The organism is Pseudomonas sp. GB2N2 (assembly GCF_054897705.1).
In genome coordinates, this window is sequence record NZ_CM142701.1 from 1186728 (window position 1) to 1203441 (window position 16714).

The following is a 16714-nucleotide window of genomic DNA, read 5'->3' on the forward strand; positions in this document are numbered from 1 at the left end:
GCGCTAATACCCTGACAGAGCGGACGTTTTTGTTCCTTGTGCACGCGCAGGAGTCACCAGAGCCGCCGTCCTGAAAACGCCACGAGCGCAGTCGGCATGCCACTATCGCAACCGTGTACGTTCGTCGGTAATGAATGCCCTGCTGGCGCGTTGCGGGATTTGAGGTAGGGTTGACGCTGGAACCCGCGCGAATGGAGAACTGTATGCGCTATTCAGCCTTGACCCAACGCATTGCCGGCGACGGCGCAGCGGCCTGGCAGATTCACGATCGAGCGCTGGAAATGCGCGAACAAGGCGTCGATGTGTTGCTGTTGTCGATTGGCGATCCCGACTTCGATACACCACAGCCCATCGTTCAAGCCGCCATCACCAGCCTGCTGGCCGGCGACACCCATTACCCGGAAGTGCGTGGCAGTCGTGGCTTGCGTGACAGCATCGCGCGGCGCCATCGGCAGCGCAGTGGTCAGCCGGTAGAGGCCGAGCACGTCATCGTGATGCCCGGCGCGCAATGCGCAGTGTATTCGGTGGTGCAATGCCTGCTCGACCCTGGCGATGAAGTGATCGTCGCCGAACCGATGTACGTCACCTACGAAGGCGTGATCGGCGCCTGCGGGGCAAAAGTGGTCGCGGTACCTGTCCGGCCGGAGAACGGCTTTCGCGTCGATCCGGCCGATGTCGCGGCTCGCATCAACGCGAAAACCCGGGCCATCTTGCTTAACAGTCCGAACAACCCGTCCGGTGCCAGTCTGCCGCTGCTGGTCTGGCAGGAGCTGGCTTCACTGTGTATTCGTCACGACCTGTGGCTGATCAGCGACGAGGTCTACAGCGATCTGCTGTATGAAGGCGAGCACATCAGCCCGGCCAGCCTGCCGGGCATGGCCGAGCGCACGGCGACCATCAACAGTCTGTCGAAATCCCACGCCATGAGCGGCTGGCGTGTGGGTTGGGTCATCGGACCAGAGCCCTTGACCGAACATCTGGTGCACCTGTCGCTGTGCATGCTGTTCGGCATTCCGGACTTCATCCAGAACGCCGCGCAACTGGCACTGGATGAGGAATTGCCGGAAGTGGCGCTGATGCGCGAGGAGTATCGCCAGCGGCGCGATCTGGTGTGTACGAGTTTGAATCAGTGCCCGGGCCTGCGGGCGATCCGCCCGGATGGCGGGATGTTCGTGATGGTCGATGTGCGCCAGACAGGGCTGACCGCCCAGCACTTTGCCGAGCGGCTGCTGGAAGGGTATGGCGTGTCGGTGCTGGCCGGGGAAGCGTTCGGCCCGAGTGCGGCAGGGCATATTCGCCTGGGGCTGGTGGTCGATCAGGCGCAATTGGCCGATGCCTGTCGGCGCATTGCGTTGTGTGCGGGAGAGCTGTTGGAGGCTCGGCGGGCCTGAAAATGATACGTTGCCAATGCCGGCCCCTTCTCCGGCACAGACGCCGAAAATTCCTCAGGCCCTCCACGCCCCAACATTCACCAGATCTTTCGGCCGCTCACCCGCCAGTGAAGCGAGCAGGTTGTTCACCGCACACACGGCCATTGCTTCGCGAGTCTCATGGGTCGCCGAGCCGATGTGCGGGGTGGCCACCACGTTATTCAACTGCAACAGCGGCGATCCAGGATCGAGTGGCTCACGCTCAAACACATCCAGCCCCGCCGCGCGAATCTGCCCGGCACGCAACGCTTCGATCAGCGCGGCTTCGTCGACCACTTTGCCCCGTGAAATATTGATGAAAATGGTCTTTGGGCCCATCAACGCAAACTGCTCGGCGCCGATCAGGCCTTCGGTTTCGGCGGTCAATGGCAACGTCAGGCAAACGAAATCTGCCTCCCGCAATAGTTCCGGCAAGCTCCGATACTGGGCGTTGAATCGCGCTTCCACCGCCGGTTTCGGCGAGTGGCTGTGATAGATCACCGGCATGCCGAAACCGAAATGTCCGCGCTGGGCCAAGGCTTCGCCAATGCGCCCCATGCCGATGATGCCGAGGGTTTTACCGTGGACATCGGTGCCAAAGTGCGCGGGGCCGATGTTGCGTGTCCACTGGCCGGCGCGAACCCTGTTGGCCAGTTCCACCACGCGCCGGGCCGTCGCCAGAATCAGCGCAAAACCGGTATCGGCAGTGGTCTCGGTCAGCACGTCAGGCGTGTTGCTGAGCAGGATTCGCCGCTCGGTGAGGTAGTCGATGTCGTAGTTGTCGACGCCCACCGAGACGCTGGCGATGGCTTCAAGATTCGGTGCCAGATCGAGCAGTGTGGCATCCAGTTTCAGACTGGCGCCGAGCAATCCATGGGCGCGGGGCAGGGCTACGCGCAATTGCGCCAGGCCGTCGGCGTCGAGGTTGTCGATCAGCGTCACTTCGGTCTGCTCATGCAGGCGGGCCATCAGCAGCGGCGACAGTTTTTTGTACAGCACAACCTGCTTTTTCATCGTCAGTTTCTCTATTCAATTCAGGAATGGGCGTGGCGATTCAGGGCCAGCGACGGACGCTCCCGGTCACTGGCGCCGGGCTTGAGTAGAAGCGTCAGCACCACCGAGAGCATCAACGCGCCACTCATCAGCAAGTACGAAGCGCCGGGCGAACCGGTGGAGCTGTTGAGGTAACCGACCAGGTATGAACCGCCAAACGAGCCGAGCGCGCCCATGCTGTTGATCAACGCCATGGCACCTCCGGCGACGTTGGCCGGGAGGATTTCCGGAATGATCGCGAAGAAGGGACCGTAAGGCGCGTACATGCAGGCGCCGGCAATCACCAGCAACGTGTAGGACCACCAGAAATGTTCGGCACCCAGCGCGTAGGAACCGTAGAACGCAATCGAGGCGATCAGCAGCGGCGGCCAGACGAAGCGTTTGCGCTTTTGCAATTTGTCCGAGCCCCAGGACACCAGCAACATGCCGATCACCGCCGCCAGGTATGGCAGCGCCGATAGCCAGCCGGCTTCGACCATGTCCATTTTTGCGCCAGCCTTGAGGATCGACGGCAGCCACAGCACAAAGCCGTAGACACCGATGCTCCAGCAAAAAAACTGCAACGCGAGGAGGATGACTTTCGGCGAGCGGAAGGCTTCGGCGTAGTTCTTCACCGCTTTGATCCCGACCTGCTCGGCGGCGAGGACGCTTTCCAGGTCGTGCTTTTCGGCGTCGCTGAGCCACTTGGCCTGGGCCGGACGCTCGTCCGCCAGGCGCCACCAGATAAACGCCCAGAGCACCGCCGGCAAGCCTTCGACGATGAACATCCAGCGCCAGCTGAAATGCTGCACCAGATACCCCGAGACCACCGACATCCACAGCATTGTCACCGGGTTGCCGAGGATCAGGAAAGTGTTGGCCCGCGAGCGTTCGGCACGGGTGAACCAGTGGCACAGGTAGATCAACATGGCCGGCATCACCGCCGCTTCGACCACGCCGAGCATGAAGCGAATGACGATCAGCCAGTAGGCGTTGGAGACGATCCCGGTCAGCGTGGCCAGGCCGCCCCAGAGGATCAGGCTGACGAAAATCAACTTCTTCACGCTGTGTTTTTGCGCGTAGATCGCGCCGGGCACCTGGAAGAAAAAGTAGCCGAGGAAGAACAGCGCGCCGAGCATTGAAGACAGGCCCGGCGTGATCATCAAGTCGGCGGCCATCCCGGAGGCGGCGGCGAAGCCATAGTTGGCGCGGTCCAGATACGCCAGGCTGTAGGTGATGAACACGATGGGCATGATGTACCACCAGCGGCGGGCGGCGAGTGTTGCGGTTTTCATGTGTGGTGCTCCTGAGCTTGTTGTTTTTGTCGCAGCAGGTAACGTTCTAAATCTCGAGTGACTGGTCTGGCCTCATCGCGGGCAAGCCCGCTCCCACAGGTCTGTGTGGTGAGCAACATTTTGATGTTCACCACCAATCCCTGTGGGAGCGGGCTTGCCCGCGATGGCGGCCTCGAATTCAGTGATCAATTCGGATCGGGTCGGCAACCCCTCCATGTCACCGCGATTTTGCACCGCGCGGCTGCCAATCCAGTTGGCGCGTTTCACCGCGTCGGCAAAGCTGTGGTTTTCCAGCAACGCACTGATTATGCCGACGGCAAAACCGTCGCCGGCGCCCACGGTGTCGACCACCGTTTCCACCGGTACGCCTGCCACAAATCCCTCATCCAGTTGCGTGCGGTAATACGCGCCATGCGGCCCGAGTTTGATCGCCACGGCTTCGACGCCCTGGTCGAGGTAGAACGCGGCGATGTCGGCGGGGTCGTCGAAACCGGTCAGCAAACGCCCTTCACTCAGCCCCGGCAACACCCAGTGGGCGAGGGCGGCGAGGCGATTGATCTCGCTGATCATCTGCCGCTCGCTGGCCCACAGGCTCGGGCGCAGGTTCGGGTCGAAGGACACACTGCGCCCGGCCTCGCGCATGCGCGTCATCAACTCGAACGACAGCTGCCGCGCCGATTCCGACAGCGCCGCAGGGATGCCGGTGGCGTGCAAGTGCCGCGCCTTGAGCAGTTCGGGGACGATCGACTGCGGCGACAAATGACTCGCCGCCGAGCCGCGCCGGAAGTACTCGACCAGCGGATCGTCACCCCCATCGGTGCGCGACTTGACCTGAAAGCCTGTCGGGTGCGCGCTGTCGATGGCGACGTTGCTGCAATCCAGGCCTTCCTTTTCCAGCGTATCGATGACAAACCGCCCGAAAGAATCGGCGCCGACCCGACTCAACCACGCCACCCTGAACCCAAGTCGCGACAAGCCGATGGCGACGTTGCTGTCGGCCCCGGCAATGCGCTTGTGAAAGTGGTCGACGTGGGCCAGGTCGCCGTTGTGATCGGCAACGAACATCGCCATGGTTTCGCCAAACGACAGAATATCGATCTCAGACATGAGCGGTCTCCAGGCGCGCCTGGCCGAGGCGGGCGAGGGCGCTGACATGCTCGGTGGTGAGCTGGAGCAGGTCATCGCCGTGCAGGGGATATTCGGCAGCACGCATGACGCCTTGGGCCATGTGCCGCAGCAGTTGTTCCCACAGATGCAAGTCGCTGGCGGCCGGAGGCATCGCAATCAATTTGCCGTCGGCGCGCCGCGAGACGGCTTTGCAGTGCACATAACCGACGTGACGCCCGAGCAAGCGCGCGGCGCTGCTGGCGGACTGGTCTTGCCACTGCCAGTTGCCGATATCGAAGGTCATTTTGACCGGCACGTTGTACTGCTCGACCGCGGTGAAAAAACGCTGGAACGGTTCGATACGTCCACCGTGCAGGGTCTGATCGTTTTCCACCAGCAGTTGCACGGCGCTTTTGCTGAGAATCTCCGCGAGCGTCTGCAAATCACAGGTGTCGGTAAAGTAACCGAGGGACACCTTTAGCCATTTCGCGCCGAAGGCCTGGGCCGATTGCACGGCGGTGATCAGTTCAGGATTGGGTTTCGACTGGCCGGCCAGCCACAGTTCCATCGGCGCGGAATACACGCTTTCGAGGCCTTGCGCCTGGGTGGCATCGGCCAGTTGAGCGGGGTCTTCGACCGTCAGCAACTCTTCGCGCCATTCGATGCGCGTGGCGCCGGCGGCGGCGAGTAACTCGATGAAACTGCCTTGGCCGCGTTGGCGTACGAGGTCGGCGCCGTAGCTGGAGAGGCTGATGGAGACGGGTGGTTTATTCATTGTTCTGGACCTCTGAAACCGGTTTCATTTCTGTTCAAAAAAAAGGGTCGCGTTTTGTGGTGTTCGTTTGGGCCTCATCGCGAGCAGGCTCACTCCGAAAGGGGAACGCGGTGAAAATGTGGGAGCGAGCCTGCTCGCGATGGGGTCGGAACACTCACCGGAGATTTCCAAGCGTCGATCCTCTAACAATCAATCGCGCCGAAAAATCCAGCGTCAGCACCGGCCCGACATCCCCGCGCAAACGCTTGAGCAGACACTCAAACGCACTCGCGCCAATCTCCGCCGTCGGTTGCGCCAAGGCGGTGATGCCGCTGCCCACCAATGGATACCAATCCAGATCATCGAGGGCGATCAAGCCAACGTCCTCGAACAAGTTGCAGTTCAACTCGCGCAATGCATGAGTGCCGGCCAGCGCAGCGATCCCGTTCGCGCAAAACAGTGCCTTCGGACCGGGGCCGGGTGTATCGAGGAACGTTTTCAGATCCGCCGTCAGCTCACTGCCGGTCTCGATCAGCGTCCCGCGCAGTGCCGGACGCTGGGCAATCTGCGTCTTGAAACTGCTGACCCGCTCGATCCGCGAGCTGGTGCCGTCAAACGGTTCGGTGACCAGCAACACATCGCGATAGCCGCGTTTTTCAAGGTGGGCGAGGGCCATCTCGACCGCCGCCGGGTTATCGAGGCCGACCAGATCACTGTCGAGATGCTCGACCTTGCGATCCACCAGCACCAGCGGCATTTCCCGATGCAATTCCTGCAAGGCGTCGCGGTGGTGGCCGAGGGTGTTCACAATCAGCCCTTCGATGTTGTAGGAACGCAGCAGCGCCAGATGTTGGGCTTCCTGCTCGTCATCGCGGTCGGTGTTGCACACCACCAGGCTGTAGCCGTGCTGACGGCAGGCGGTTTCCACCCCGTGCATCACGGCAATCGAATAAGGGTTTCGGATGTCGGCCACCAGCATGCCGATCAGGCGGGTGCGCCCGCGTTTCAGGCCGCGGGCCATCTGGTTCGGGCGATAGCCGAGTTCGGCAATCGCCTGTTCAATGCGCAAGGCCGTCGCATCGGACAGCAGGGCGCGATCATCGCCGATAAACCGCGACACGCTGGCCTTGGAGACTTTGGCGTGTTTGGCAACATCAAGCATGGTCACGCGACGGCGTTGGGCGGCGGAAAAATCATTCACGGTCTGAAAACCTTGTTATTGGATTTATAAGGTTGGTGCGATCTGGACAGCACTGAAACCGGTTTCAGAAGACACCAAAAGCAAATGGGCCGTCAAGCCCCGCATCGCTGATTGTCCGACAATGGCCGACGAATGGGACTCACACCAAAACGCTCAACCAAGCCGACCCGAGCAATAGCAGCGCCATGCAACGATTGAAGCGTTGCATCGAACGGGGTGAGCGCAACCAGCGTGTCGAGCCCGCGCCGAGCAGTGCCCAGACACCGAGGCACGGCAGGGAAATCAGGAAAAAAACCAGCGACAAAACCGTCACATGAGTCAGACGCTGTTCACCATCCCCGGCAAACACACTGACCACGGCGAGCGCCATCATCCAGGTTTTCGGGTTGATCAATTGCAGGCTGGCGGCGCCCAGCAGGCCCAATCGTGCCTCGGTGTTTTGCGTGGCGACGGCTTCGGCGGGTGCCTTGAAGATCTGCCAGGCCAGGTAGCTGAGCCAGGCCACGCCGATCCATTGCATCGCGGTTTGCACGACGGGCAACGCGGTCAACGCCGAACCCGCGCCACTGCCGACCAGCAACACAATCATCGCCGCACTGGCGCAGGCGCCGAAGATGATCGGCACGGCGGCCGCCAACCCGTAGCGGGCACTGTTGCTCAGCACCAGAATATTGGTCGGACCGGGCGTGATCGATGCCACGAAAGCAAACAGCAGAAAGGGCAGTAACGTCGGGAAGGTGGACAGCATCGCGGGCAAACTCCGGTGAAGATCACAGAAGCCGATCTTCGCCACCCGCCGCTCAACTGTCTGGAAGATTTGAGCAGCGCTTGCGATACAGCGCCGGCGTCAGGCCGTAGGCGCGCACGAACCAGCGCCCGAGATGGCTCTGGTCAGCAAAACCCAACGCCGTAGCGACCGCTGCGGGTTGCTCCCCGTCGGCAAGCATCCGACGCGCCTTGGCCAGGCGCAATTGCACCAGGTACGCGTGGGGCGCCATGCCGTAAGCGACTTTGAACGCGCGGGTCAAGCGAAAGCGGTCGACGCCCGTCACGGCGGCCACCTGATCGAGGCCAATGTCTTCGTGCGCATGGGCGTGCAGATACTCCCGCGCCTTCTGCGCCACCAGCGGCAAACGCGGGTCTTCGCCGTAGCGAGCGCGCCAGTGCAGGTGCGTGGTGAGGCGTTCGAGCAAGCCGTCGAGGGCGGTCTGGCGGACGATCTTCAGTTCACTGTGATGCAGCGCTTGAAACGCCATACGGGTCACATGGGCCAGACGCAAGTCACTGGCCAGGGTGTTGGCGAAGCTCAATTGACAGTTGTCGGGCGCACTGTCGAATACGGCGCCAAGTTCGCGCTGCAGCCACTGCGGATCGAGGTACAGCATGCGGTAGGTGAACCCGTCGACCGTCGGTGCCTCACCGTCGTGTATGTCCCCCGGCTCCAGCAAAAACACCTTGCCCGGGGTGCTCTGGTGTTTCGTGCGGCGACAGTTGAACTGCTGAACGCCTTGCTCGGTGACGCCCACCAGATAGCTGTCGTGCCAGTGCGGATCGTAGGCGTGGCCTTCGAAATGCGCGCGCAGGGTCTCGATGCCGGTGTCGGCGTCCTGGGCCAGGTCGATCCAGTTGTGCGATTTCATGCGCGGCCTTCGGGACAAATCACCCGCCTATTAGACCCCCACAGCACAGGGATGACTAGAACGTTTGTGCATCAGATGCGCCTCTGCACATACCTGGACGGGATCGCTGTAGCACATTCAGACGGGCGCGCCACTATCAGTTCTGCCAGTGGTGTTGCGGCGGGGGAAGATGTTTGATGACGCCATTGTTGATACGGAGAAGATCCATGAGTCAGTTGACCGATGGACCTACAGTTTCGCTTGCCGGCGCGACGGGGCATGAGTCCCACCAGAATGTACAGATTTGTACCCCGGGCAACGTTCGCGCTTGGCGAACCTCTGCGACCACTGCCGTGTGTTTGTGGGATGAACCCTATTCAACGTGCGATATTTGCCCGGATGCAGTGGGTTATGAAGTGTCCGGGGTGGATGGGCCAGCGATTAACGTCGTCCGGCCACCGTGTGAGATCAGCGGGCTGAAACCCGATGTCGACTATTTTTTGGAGATCTACGCAAAGGCTGCGGGGGACAACCGCTCACAGGCCGCACCGTGGCACCTCGGCACAAGCCCCGGGGCGCCGCGTAATCCGCGAGTGCGCATGACAACTGCGAACTCGGCGACGTTGACCTGGGACACACCGACTGGCGGTGCTCCGGTTTCCGATTATGTGATTCTTTCGGCTGGAACGGTCATCACTTCGACTCGCGAACGGGAATGTGTGCTGACTGAATTACCGAGCGCCGACGCGCCGACCTTTCAGATCAAGGCCAGAACCAACAGCCTGAATTTTTCCGACGCAGTCGATGCAACGCCTCCCGCACCCCCGATCAATCTGGACGTTGTCGGAACAACAGTGTCGAGCGTTACCTTCATCTGGGCTGCCGCAGCGCCCGGAGTGGTCGACTTTGAAATTTCGATCGATGGCAAAGTTATCGATATCGTCACAACACCCCGCTATGTGGCGCGTGATCTTGTCGGGGAGTACTTCAGCTTTGCGGTGGCTTCTCGGGATGCAAATGGAAACGTCTCGGTCAGGACCGGACGCAGCACGCCTAACCCGGATGCCGAACCACCCGCGAGACCGCCGGGGTTTAGATTGCTGTGTAGCACCTACACTTCTGTCACGTTGGGCTGGGACGCATCCACCGACAATCATGCGGTGGCCGGATATCGTTTTTACAGCCCGGACGGCATTCGCACCGATCTTCGAGAAACCTGTTTTACGATCCACGGCTTGAAAGCCGGGGTTGTCTACCACTGCGAAGTTCGGGCTTTCGATGCTGCGAGAAATCTGTCTGAAGCCAGCACCATCGACGTGTCGCCTGCTGACAAGGTCGCACCGACCATGCCGACCAACCTCAAAGTCATCGACGATACCATCACGTACTTCAGGCTGGGCTGGGAAGCGTCACAGGACAATATCGGGGTAAGAGGCTACACCGTCAGGCTGAAGACCCTGAAGGGGGAGGTTGTGTTGACCGACACTACGACTCAACTCAGTTACTGGGTGGATTATAAAAAGCTGACACGTGACACTCCTTATATTTTTGAAGTGCAGGCTTTTGACGCGGCCGGCAATGTCTCTGCCTATGCCGGCATGCCGGTCAGCACGCCGTACTTCGCGACGATCGTCCTGCTGGATCATCCTGTATTGATTCCAGGAGCAAGCAAAGCGTTTTACCTGCGGCTGGTCGATGGCTTTGGACTACCCGTCGAGGGCAAGGAGATTACCTGGATGCCGAGTGCGAAACTGCAATTGGAGACGTCGAGCGGAAAAACCGATCAGTCAGGCATTTTAATCAACACATTGACCGCCGCTGCCGACGTTGGGACTTACAACGATCGACTCTCTGTCACCGCAACCACACAAACGCCACTAAAGGCACTTGCCACTTTGTATTGCGAAACCCGGGGTTTGCGAGTCAGCGATACTCGGCCACCCTACTTTTCCACGATAACCGTAGATCTGCTGGCGGTGGACGAGCACGGTCATCCGCTGGCGGGAGCAGATGTAGAGTGGAACACACTTCTGTCCGTGCGACTGTCCCAGACCCGCACCACTACGGACCAAGAGGGCAAGTCACAGATTACGGCCACTCAGTCCAATACGCGCGGGCAAACCAGGAACTCATATCCGGTTCGGGCGACGGTCAACGGCATCGAGTACACGTCGGCAGGCGTCTGGTTTGGCACTCCCGACAAACCTTGATGCATGTATTTATCCAAACAGCCCCGCCGCGATGTTGATCGAAAACCCGAGAATCGCCGTGTTGAACAGAAAACCGATCAGCGACTGTGCCAGCACAATCTTGCGCAAATCCCGGGTCGCCACGCCGACATCGGAGGTTTGCACCGCCGCGCTGATGGTGAACGAGAAGTACAGGAAGTCCCAGTAATTGGGGGTGGTCAGGCCTTCGGCGAAGCGCAGCGCCGGGTCTTTACCGGTCCAGGTGTAGAACAGGCGGGCGTAGTGCACGCTGAAAATTACGCCGATCAGCAGCCATGAGCCGATCACGGTCAACGCCGTGAACCCGTAATGCATCAGCTTGGCGGTGCTCTGCAGATCCTTGCTGCCGGCGAGTTCGAAGGTAATGGTCGCCAGGCTGGCAATCGCTGCGATGCATACGACGAACAGCACCAGGCCGGCGTTTTCGTCTTCGACCAAGGCAATGCGCTTCACGTCCGGCGCCTTGGTCCGGGCGGTGAGCCACAGCATCAACACCAGATACGTCCAGACCCCGGTGTTCCAGCCGATGAGGATTTTGCTGATGATCGAATCGGCCGGAGCCAGAATGCCCACCGCGACACCGAGGGCGGCAGCGGCGGACAGGCGCGGGTGGGTGCGGGCGAGGAAGGGCATGGAGGCTCGATGGGTTGGGGTGGTGCAAACACCTTAGCCCAGCGGGGTCAGTCTGGCCCACACAAATCCCTGTAGGAGCCGGCTTGCCGGCGATGAGGCTTTCAAATACTGCATCGTTAATGAGGCCGCCATTGCCGGCAAGCCGGCTCCTACTGGGGAATGGGGAGGTCAGGTTTTTCTGTGGCGTTTGCGGACGAGTTTCATCACCACCACAAAAAACACCGGCACAAACACCACCGCCAACGTCGCGGTGATCATCCCGCCAATTACCCCGGTGCCGATCGCCTGCTGGCTCGCTGAGCTGGCGCCGGTGGCAATCGCCAGCGGCACCACGCCGAGGATGAACGCGAGTGACGTCATCACGATCGGCCGCAGGCGCAGGCGGGCGGCTTGCAGGGTCGCGTCGATCAGGTCGTGGCCCTCGTCGACCAGGCTCTTGGCGAACTCGATGATCAGGATCGCGTTCTTCGCCGACAGGCCGATGATGGTGATCAACCCGACCTTGAAGAACACGTCGTTGGGCATGCCGCGCAAGGTCACGGCCAGCACCGCGCCGAGCACGCCGAGCGGCACCACCAGCAGCACCGACGTCGGAATCGACCAGCTTTCATACAACGCCGCTAGGCACAGGAACACAATCAATAGCGACAACCCGAGTAGAATCGGCGCCTGACTGCCGGACAAGCGCTCCTGCAACGACAACCCGGTCCATTCCTGACCCAACCCGGCCGGACCTTGCGCGACCAGGCGTTCGATTTCCGCCATCGCTTCACCGGTGCTGTGCCCCGGTTTCGGTTCGCCGGAAATACTGATTGCCGGGTAGCCGTTGTAACGGGTCAGTTGCGCCGGGCCCTGGGTCCACTTGGCCTCGACGAAGGCTGACAGCGGCACCATTTTTCCGTGGCTGTTGCGCACATGAATCTTCAGCAAATCGGCGACCTGGCTGCGTTGATCGCCTTCAGCCTGGACCACCACCCGCTGCATCCGCCCCTGATTGGGGAAGTCGTTGATGTAGGCCGAACCGACGGCGGTGGACAATACGCTGCCGATGTCGGCAAACGAGACCCCCAGCGCATTCGCCTGTTTACGGTCAACGATCAGTTGCACCTGCGGCGCTTCGGCCAGCGCGCTTTCTCGTACGTTCATCAGGATCGGACTTTTCTCGGCGGCCGTCAGCAACGCGGTGCGCGCCTGCATCAGCGTGGCATGGCCAAGGCCGCCACGGTCCTGCAAACGGAACTCGAAACCGCTGGAGGTACCGAGTCCGTCCACCGGCGGTGGCAAAATCGAGAACGCCACGGCGTCCTTGATCTGGCTCAGCGCGATATTGGCGCGGTCGGCAATCGAACTGGCCGAGTCGTCGCTGCCACGATCCGCCCAGTCTTTCAACGTGGTAAAGGCCAACGCCGCGTTTTGTCCGCTGCCGGAAAAACTGAAGCCGAGGATCACCGTGCTGTCACCCACGCCGGGCTCCGTGGCGTTGTGCGCTTCGATCTGCTCGACCACCTGCACCGTGCGACTCCTGCTTGCACCGGGTGGCAACTGCACGTCAGTGATGGTGTAACCCTGATCCTCCACCGGCAGGAACGAGGAGGGCAGGCGGCTGAAACACAGGCCCAGGCCGATCAACAGCACGCCGTAGATCAACAGGTAGCGACCGCTGCGTTTCAGTGCATAGGCGACCCAGCCCTGATAGCGCTCGGTCAGTTGCTCGAAGCGTTGGTTGAACCAGCCGAAGAAGCCGCGCTTGGCGTGATGCTCACCCTTGGCAATCGGCTTGAGCAACGTCGCACACAGCGCCGGGGTCAAGGTCAGGGCGAGGAATGCCGAGAACAGAATCGAGGTGGCCATCGACAGCGAGAACTGCCGGTAAATCACCCCGACCGACCCCTGCATGAACGCCATCGGAATAAACACCGCCACCAGCACCAGGGTGATGCCGATGATCGCCCCGGTGATTTGCTTCATCGCCTTGCGCGTCGCCTCTTTCGGCGACAGGCCCTCGGTGACCATGATCCGCTCGACGTTCTCCACCACGACAATGGCATCGTCCACCAGAATGCCGATGGCCAGCACCATGCCGAACATGGTCAGCACGTTGATCGAGAACCCCAGCGCGAGCATGGTCGCGAACGTACCCATCAGCGCCACCGGCACCACCAGCGTCGGTATCAGTGTGTAGCGAATGTTTTGCAGGAACAGGAACATCACTGCGAACACCAGCACCATGGCCTCGATCAGGGTGTAAACCACTTTGGTGATCGAGACTTTGACGAATGGCGAGGTGTCGTACGGGATTTTGTATTCGACGTTGGCCGGGAAGTAGCGCGCCAGTTCATCCATCTTCGCCCGCACCAGCGTTGCCGTGCTCAGGGCGTTGGCGCCGGGGGACAATTGCACGCCGACGGCGGTGGACGGCTTGCCGTTCAGGCGCGTGCCGAACTGGTATTCCTGACTGCCGATCTCGACCCGCGCAACATCGGCGATGCGCACGGTAGAGCCGTCAGGGTTGGCCTTGAGCACGATGTCGGCAAACTCTTCCGGAGTAGAGAGCTGGCCTTTCACCAGAATGGTTGCGGTGATTTCCTGAGTGGTGCGGCTCGGCAGGTCACCGATGCTGCCGGCGGAGACCTGAGCGTTCTGTGCAACGATGGCGGCGTTGACGTCGGCCGGCGTCAGGTTAAAACCGATCAGCTTCTGCGGGTCGATCCAGATCCGCATCGCCCGCTCGGCGCCATACAGCTGAGCCTTGCCGACACCGTCCAGACGCTTGATTTCGTTCATCACGTTGCGCGCCAGGTAATCGCTGAGCGCCACGTCATCAAGCTTGCCGTCCGTGGAGGTCAGGGTGATCAGCAGCAAAAAACCGGCGGAGACTTTCTCGACCTGCAACCCTTGCTGATTGACCGCTTGCGGCAGGCGCGACTCGACGACTTTCAGGCGGTTCTGCACATCCACCTGGGCCATCTCCGGGTTAGTGCCGGGCTGGAAAGTCGCCTTGATCGTCGCGCTGCCGAGGCTGCTTTGCGACTCGAAATACAGCAGGTGATCGGCGCCGTTAAGCTCTTCCTCGATCAGGCTGACCACGCTTTCGTCCACGGTCTGCGCGGAAGCACCCGGGTACACGGCATAGATTTCGATCTGCGGCGGCGCGACGTCAGGGTACTGCGCCACCGGCAATTGCGGGATGGCCAATGCGCCGGCCAGCAGGATGAACAGGGCGACCACCCAGGCAAACACCGGGCGATCGATAAAGAACTGCGGCATAAAAAAGCGTCCTGCTTACTGACCAGTGGCCTGGGCAAGTGGAAGAGGGGTGTCGTCGATCTGCACGGTCTCGCCGGGCTTGGCGTGTTGCAGGCCTTCGATGACGATGCGGTCGCCAGGTTTGAGGCCGGCGGTGACGATCCAGCGGTCATTCTGCACGGCGCCCAGTTCGACCGGTTGCTGGCCGACCCGCTGCTGCGCATCGAGCAACAGCACTTGCGCGATACCTGCGCTGTCACGCTGGATCGCCCGTTGCGGCACGCTGATGCCTTGCTGGTTCACTGCTTGCTCCAGACGCACTCGGACGAAGCTGCCCGGCAGCAAGTCGAGGTCCGGGTTGGGGAATTCGCTGCGCACAATAATCTGGCCGGTGCCGGGGTCGACGGTGATGTCGGTGAACAGCAGTTTGCCCGGCAGCGGGTAAAGGCTGCCGTCATCCTGGATCAGCGTGGCTTTGGCCTGGCCCTGGCCGACTTCCTTCAATTGCCCGGAACGGAAGGCGCGGCGCAGGTCGTTGAGTTCGCGAGTCGATTGCGTGAGGTCGGCATGAATCGGGTTCAACTGCTGGATCAGTGCCAGCGGCGTGGTTTCGTTCTGTCCGACCAGCGCACCTTCGGTCACCAGCGCGCGGCCGATACGCCCGGAAATCGGCGCGGTGACGGTGGCGTAACCGAGGTTGAGTCTTGCCCGCTCCACGGCGGCTTTATTCGCGGCGACGTCGGCGGATGTTTGCCGCACGGCGGCGCGGGCGTTGTCGTAATCCTGGCCGCTGATGGCGTTGCCTTCGACCAGCTGGGCGTAACGCTGTTCTTGCAGGCGCGCCTGAAAAGCATTGGCGTCGGCTTTGCGCAGGTCGGCTTCGGCGCTGTCCAGGTCAGCCTTGAACGGGGCCGGGTCGATGCGAAACAGCAGGTCGCCTTTCTTCACATCACTGCCTTCGTGGAACACCCGTTGCAATACGACGCCGGCGACACGGGCGCGCACTTCGGCAATCCGCGGCGCGGCAATCCGCCCGCTCAATTCGCTGGTGATCGACAGCGGCCGGGCTTCGAGGGTCTCGATCCGCACGGTGGCCGGCGGCGCCGGTTCTTCGCCCTTCGAGGACTTGTCACAAGCGCCCAGCGTCAACGCCAGGGCAAGCAGACTGAGCTTGGCAAGCAGGTTCTTCGACATGTAACTACCCCAATAATGAACGCCTGCATCCTACGGCCAGCGGGCGAGGGTAGCGGTGAAGCTTTGTTGGTGCTGTGTGAAATTGTGTAAGGGTTTTGCTCGGGGACGGGTGAGGGCGTATATCCTTCAGCCCTTGAAATTTATTGCGCCGGCCAGGCCCCATCGCTGGCAAGCCAGCTCCCACAGTGATTGATGGTGTCCACATGATTTGTGTACACCTGGGACCCTGTGGAAGCTGGCTTGCCAGCGATGGGGCCCTGACCGGCGCCACAGCACTCTCTGGAAACACCCATGCCCAACATCCTCCTGGTCGAAGACGACACCGCGCTCTCCGAACTGATTGCCAGCTACCTGGAACGCAACGGCTACAGCGTCAGCGTGATCAGCCGCGGCGACCACGTGCGCGAGCGGGCGCGGGTCAGTCCGCCGGACCTGGTGATCCTCGACCTGATGCTGCCGGGGCTCGACGGCCTGCAAGTCTGCCGCTTTCTGCGAGCCGATTCGGCGACGCTGCCGATCCTGATGCTCACCGCCCGCGACGACAGCCACGACCAGGTGCTGGGTCTGGAGATGGGCGCCGACGACTACGTCACCAAACCCTGCGAGCCCCGCGTGTTGCTCGCTCGCGTGCGCACACTGTTGCGCCGCAGCAGCCTCAGCGAACCGCAAACCGCCAACGACCGCATTCTCATGGGCAACCTGTGCATCGACCTGTCCGAACGCACTGTGACCTGGCGCGAACAACCGGTGGAACTGTCCAGCGGCGAATACAACCTGCTGGTGGTGCTGGCCCGGCACGCCGGTGAAGTGCTGAGCCGCGACCAGATCCTGCAACGCCTGCGCGGCATCGAATTCAACGGCACCGACCGCTCGGTGGACGTGGCGATCTCCAAGTTGCGGCGCAAGTTCGACGACCACGCCGGCGAGGCGCGCAAGATCAAGACCGTGTGGGGCAAGGGTTACCTGTTCAGCCGTTCCGAGTGGGAATGCTGAGGC

At 61.5% G+C, this 16714-nt stretch carries 13 protein-coding genes; 3 read left to right on the forward strand and 10 right to left on the reverse strand.

Features of this window, described 5'->3' with window-relative positions; all coding sequences use genetic code 11:
• The first annotated feature begins 203 nt into the window (after positions 1–203).
• Positions 204–1391, forward strand: coding sequence for a pyridoxal phosphate-dependent aminotransferase (locus ACYZT4_RS05495; protein ID WP_461985889.1), 1188 nt, complete (start codon positions 204–206; stop codon positions 1389–1391).
• Positions 1392–1445: 54 nt separating this feature from the next.
• Here the strand turns inward: ACYZT4_RS05495 and ACYZT4_RS05500 are convergent, their stop codons facing one another.
• The 7 genes from ACYZT4_RS05500 to ACYZT4_RS05530 all read right to left on the reverse strand — a co-directional run bounded on the left by ACYZT4_RS05500 (position 1446) and on the right by ACYZT4_RS05530 (position 8438).
• Complete coding sequence (locus ACYZT4_RS05500) at positions 1446–2423, reverse strand: NAD(P)-dependent oxidoreductase (protein WP_461985890.1); 978 nt, start codon at positions 2421–2423, stop codon at positions 1446–1448.
• A gap of 20 nt (positions 2424–2443) precedes the next feature.
• A complete protein-coding gene (locus ACYZT4_RS05505) occupies positions 2444–3736 on the reverse strand; it encodes an MFS transporter (protein ID WP_461985892.1) in 1293 nt (430 codons plus the stop codon).
• Between the two features lie 72 nt (positions 3737–3808).
• Positions 3809–4843, reverse strand: coding sequence for a sugar kinase (locus ACYZT4_RS05510; protein WP_461985894.1), 1035 nt, complete (start codon positions 4841–4843; stop codon positions 3809–3811).
• A complete protein-coding gene (locus ACYZT4_RS05515) occupies positions 4836–5618 on the reverse strand; it encodes a sugar phosphate isomerase/epimerase family protein (RefSeq protein WP_461985896.1) in 783 nt (260 codons plus the stop codon). Before ACYZT4_RS05515 ends, ACYZT4_RS05510 begins: the two co-directional genes overlap by 8 nt.
• Positions 5619–5772: 154 nt before the next feature.
• Entirely contained in the window at positions 5773–6798 is a 1026-nt protein-coding gene (locus ACYZT4_RS05520) for a LacI family DNA-binding transcriptional regulator (RefSeq protein ID WP_461985898.1), read from the reverse strand.
• Between the two features lie 139 nt (positions 6799–6937).
• Complete coding sequence (locus tag ACYZT4_RS05525; RefSeq protein WP_461985900.1) at positions 6938–7546, reverse strand: LysE family translocator; 609 nt, start codon at positions 7544–7546, stop codon at positions 6938–6940.
• Between the two features lie 52 nt (positions 7547–7598).
• Positions 7599–8438, reverse strand: coding sequence for an AraC family ligand binding domain-containing protein (locus ACYZT4_RS05530; RefSeq protein ID WP_461985902.1), 840 nt, complete (start codon positions 8436–8438; stop codon positions 7599–7601).
• A gap of 206 nt (positions 8439–8644) precedes the next feature.
• Between ACYZT4_RS05530 and ACYZT4_RS05535 the strand changes: the two genes are divergently transcribed.
• On the forward strand, positions 8645–10627 hold the full coding sequence (locus tag ACYZT4_RS05535; protein ID WP_461985903.1) for a fibronectin type III domain-containing protein: 1983 nt from the start codon (positions 8645–8647) through the stop codon (positions 10625–10627).
• Positions 10628–10636: 9 nt separating this feature from the next.
• Here ACYZT4_RS05535 and ACYZT4_RS05540 read toward each other — a convergent pair whose 3' ends face one another.
• The 3 genes from ACYZT4_RS05540 to ACYZT4_RS05550 form a co-directional block, all read right to left on the reverse strand.
• A complete protein-coding gene (locus tag ACYZT4_RS05540) occupies positions 10637–11278 on the reverse strand; it encodes a DUF1345 domain-containing protein (RefSeq protein WP_461985905.1) in 642 nt (213 codons plus the stop codon).
• A 168-nt stretch (positions 11279–11446) separates the two neighbouring features.
• On the reverse strand, positions 11447–14545 hold the full coding sequence (locus ACYZT4_RS05545; protein WP_461985906.1) for a multidrug efflux RND transporter permease subunit: 3099 nt from the start codon (positions 14543–14545) through the stop codon (positions 11447–11449).
• Between the two features lie 15 nt (positions 14546–14560).
• Entirely contained in the window at positions 14561–15718 is a 1158-nt protein-coding gene (locus tag ACYZT4_RS05550; protein ID WP_461985908.1) for an efflux RND transporter periplasmic adaptor subunit, read from the reverse strand.
• Between the two features lie 291 nt (positions 15719–16009).
• Here ACYZT4_RS05550 and ACYZT4_RS05555 point away from each other — a divergent pair, with 291 nt between their 5' ends.
• On the forward strand, positions 16010–16711 hold the full coding sequence (locus ACYZT4_RS05555) for a response regulator (protein ID WP_461985909.1): 702 nt from the start codon (positions 16010–16012) through the stop codon (positions 16709–16711).
• The last annotated feature ends 3 nt before the right edge of the window (positions 16712–16714 follow it).

Bases quoted from the DNA above. Each gene is read 5' to 3' on its own strand.
- ACYZT4_RS05495 (WP_461985889.1), top strand. From the start codon at position 204: ATGCGCTATTCAGCCTTGACCCAACGCATTGCCGGCGACGGCGCAGCG.
- ACYZT4_RS05500 (WP_461985890.1), bottom strand. From the start codon at position 2,423: ATGAAAAAGCAGGTTGTGCTGTACAAAAAACTGTCGCCGCTGCTGATG.
- ACYZT4_RS05505 (WP_461985892.1), bottom strand. From the start codon at position 3,736: ATGAAAACCGCAACACTCGCCGCCCGCCGCTGGTGGTACATCATGCCC.
- ACYZT4_RS05510 (WP_461985894.1), bottom strand. From the start codon at position 4,843: ATGTCTGAGATCGATATTCTGTCGTTTGGCGAAACCATGGCGATGTTC.
- ACYZT4_RS05515 (WP_461985896.1), bottom strand. From the start codon at position 5,618: ATGAATAAACCACCCGTCTCCATCAGCCTCTCCAGCTACGGCGCCGAC.
- ACYZT4_RS05525 (WP_461985900.1), bottom strand. From the start codon at position 7,546: ATGCTGTCCACCTTCCCGACGTTACTGCCCTTTCTGCTGTTTGCTTTC.
- ACYZT4_RS05530 (WP_461985902.1), bottom strand. From the start codon at position 8,438: ATGAAATCGCACAACTGGATCGACCTGGCCCAGGACGCCGACACCGGC.
- ACYZT4_RS05535 (WP_461985903.1), top strand. From the start codon at position 8,645: ATGAGTCAGTTGACCGATGGACCTACAGTTTCGCTTGCCGGCGCGACG.
- ACYZT4_RS05540 (WP_461985905.1), bottom strand. From the start codon at position 11,278: ATGCCCTTCCTCGCCCGCACCCACCCGCGCCTGTCCGCCGCTGCCGCC.
- ACYZT4_RS05545 (WP_461985906.1), bottom strand. From the start codon at position 14,545: ATGCCGCAGTTCTTTATCGATCGCCCGGTGTTTGCCTGGGTGGTCGCC.
- ACYZT4_RS05550 (WP_461985908.1), bottom strand. From the start codon at position 15,718: ATGTCGAAGAACCTGCTTGCCAAGCTCAGTCTGCTTGCCCTGGCGTTG.
- ACYZT4_RS05555 (WP_461985909.1), top strand. From the start codon at position 16,010: ATGCCCAACATCCTCCTGGTCGAAGACGACACCGCGCTCTCCGAACTG.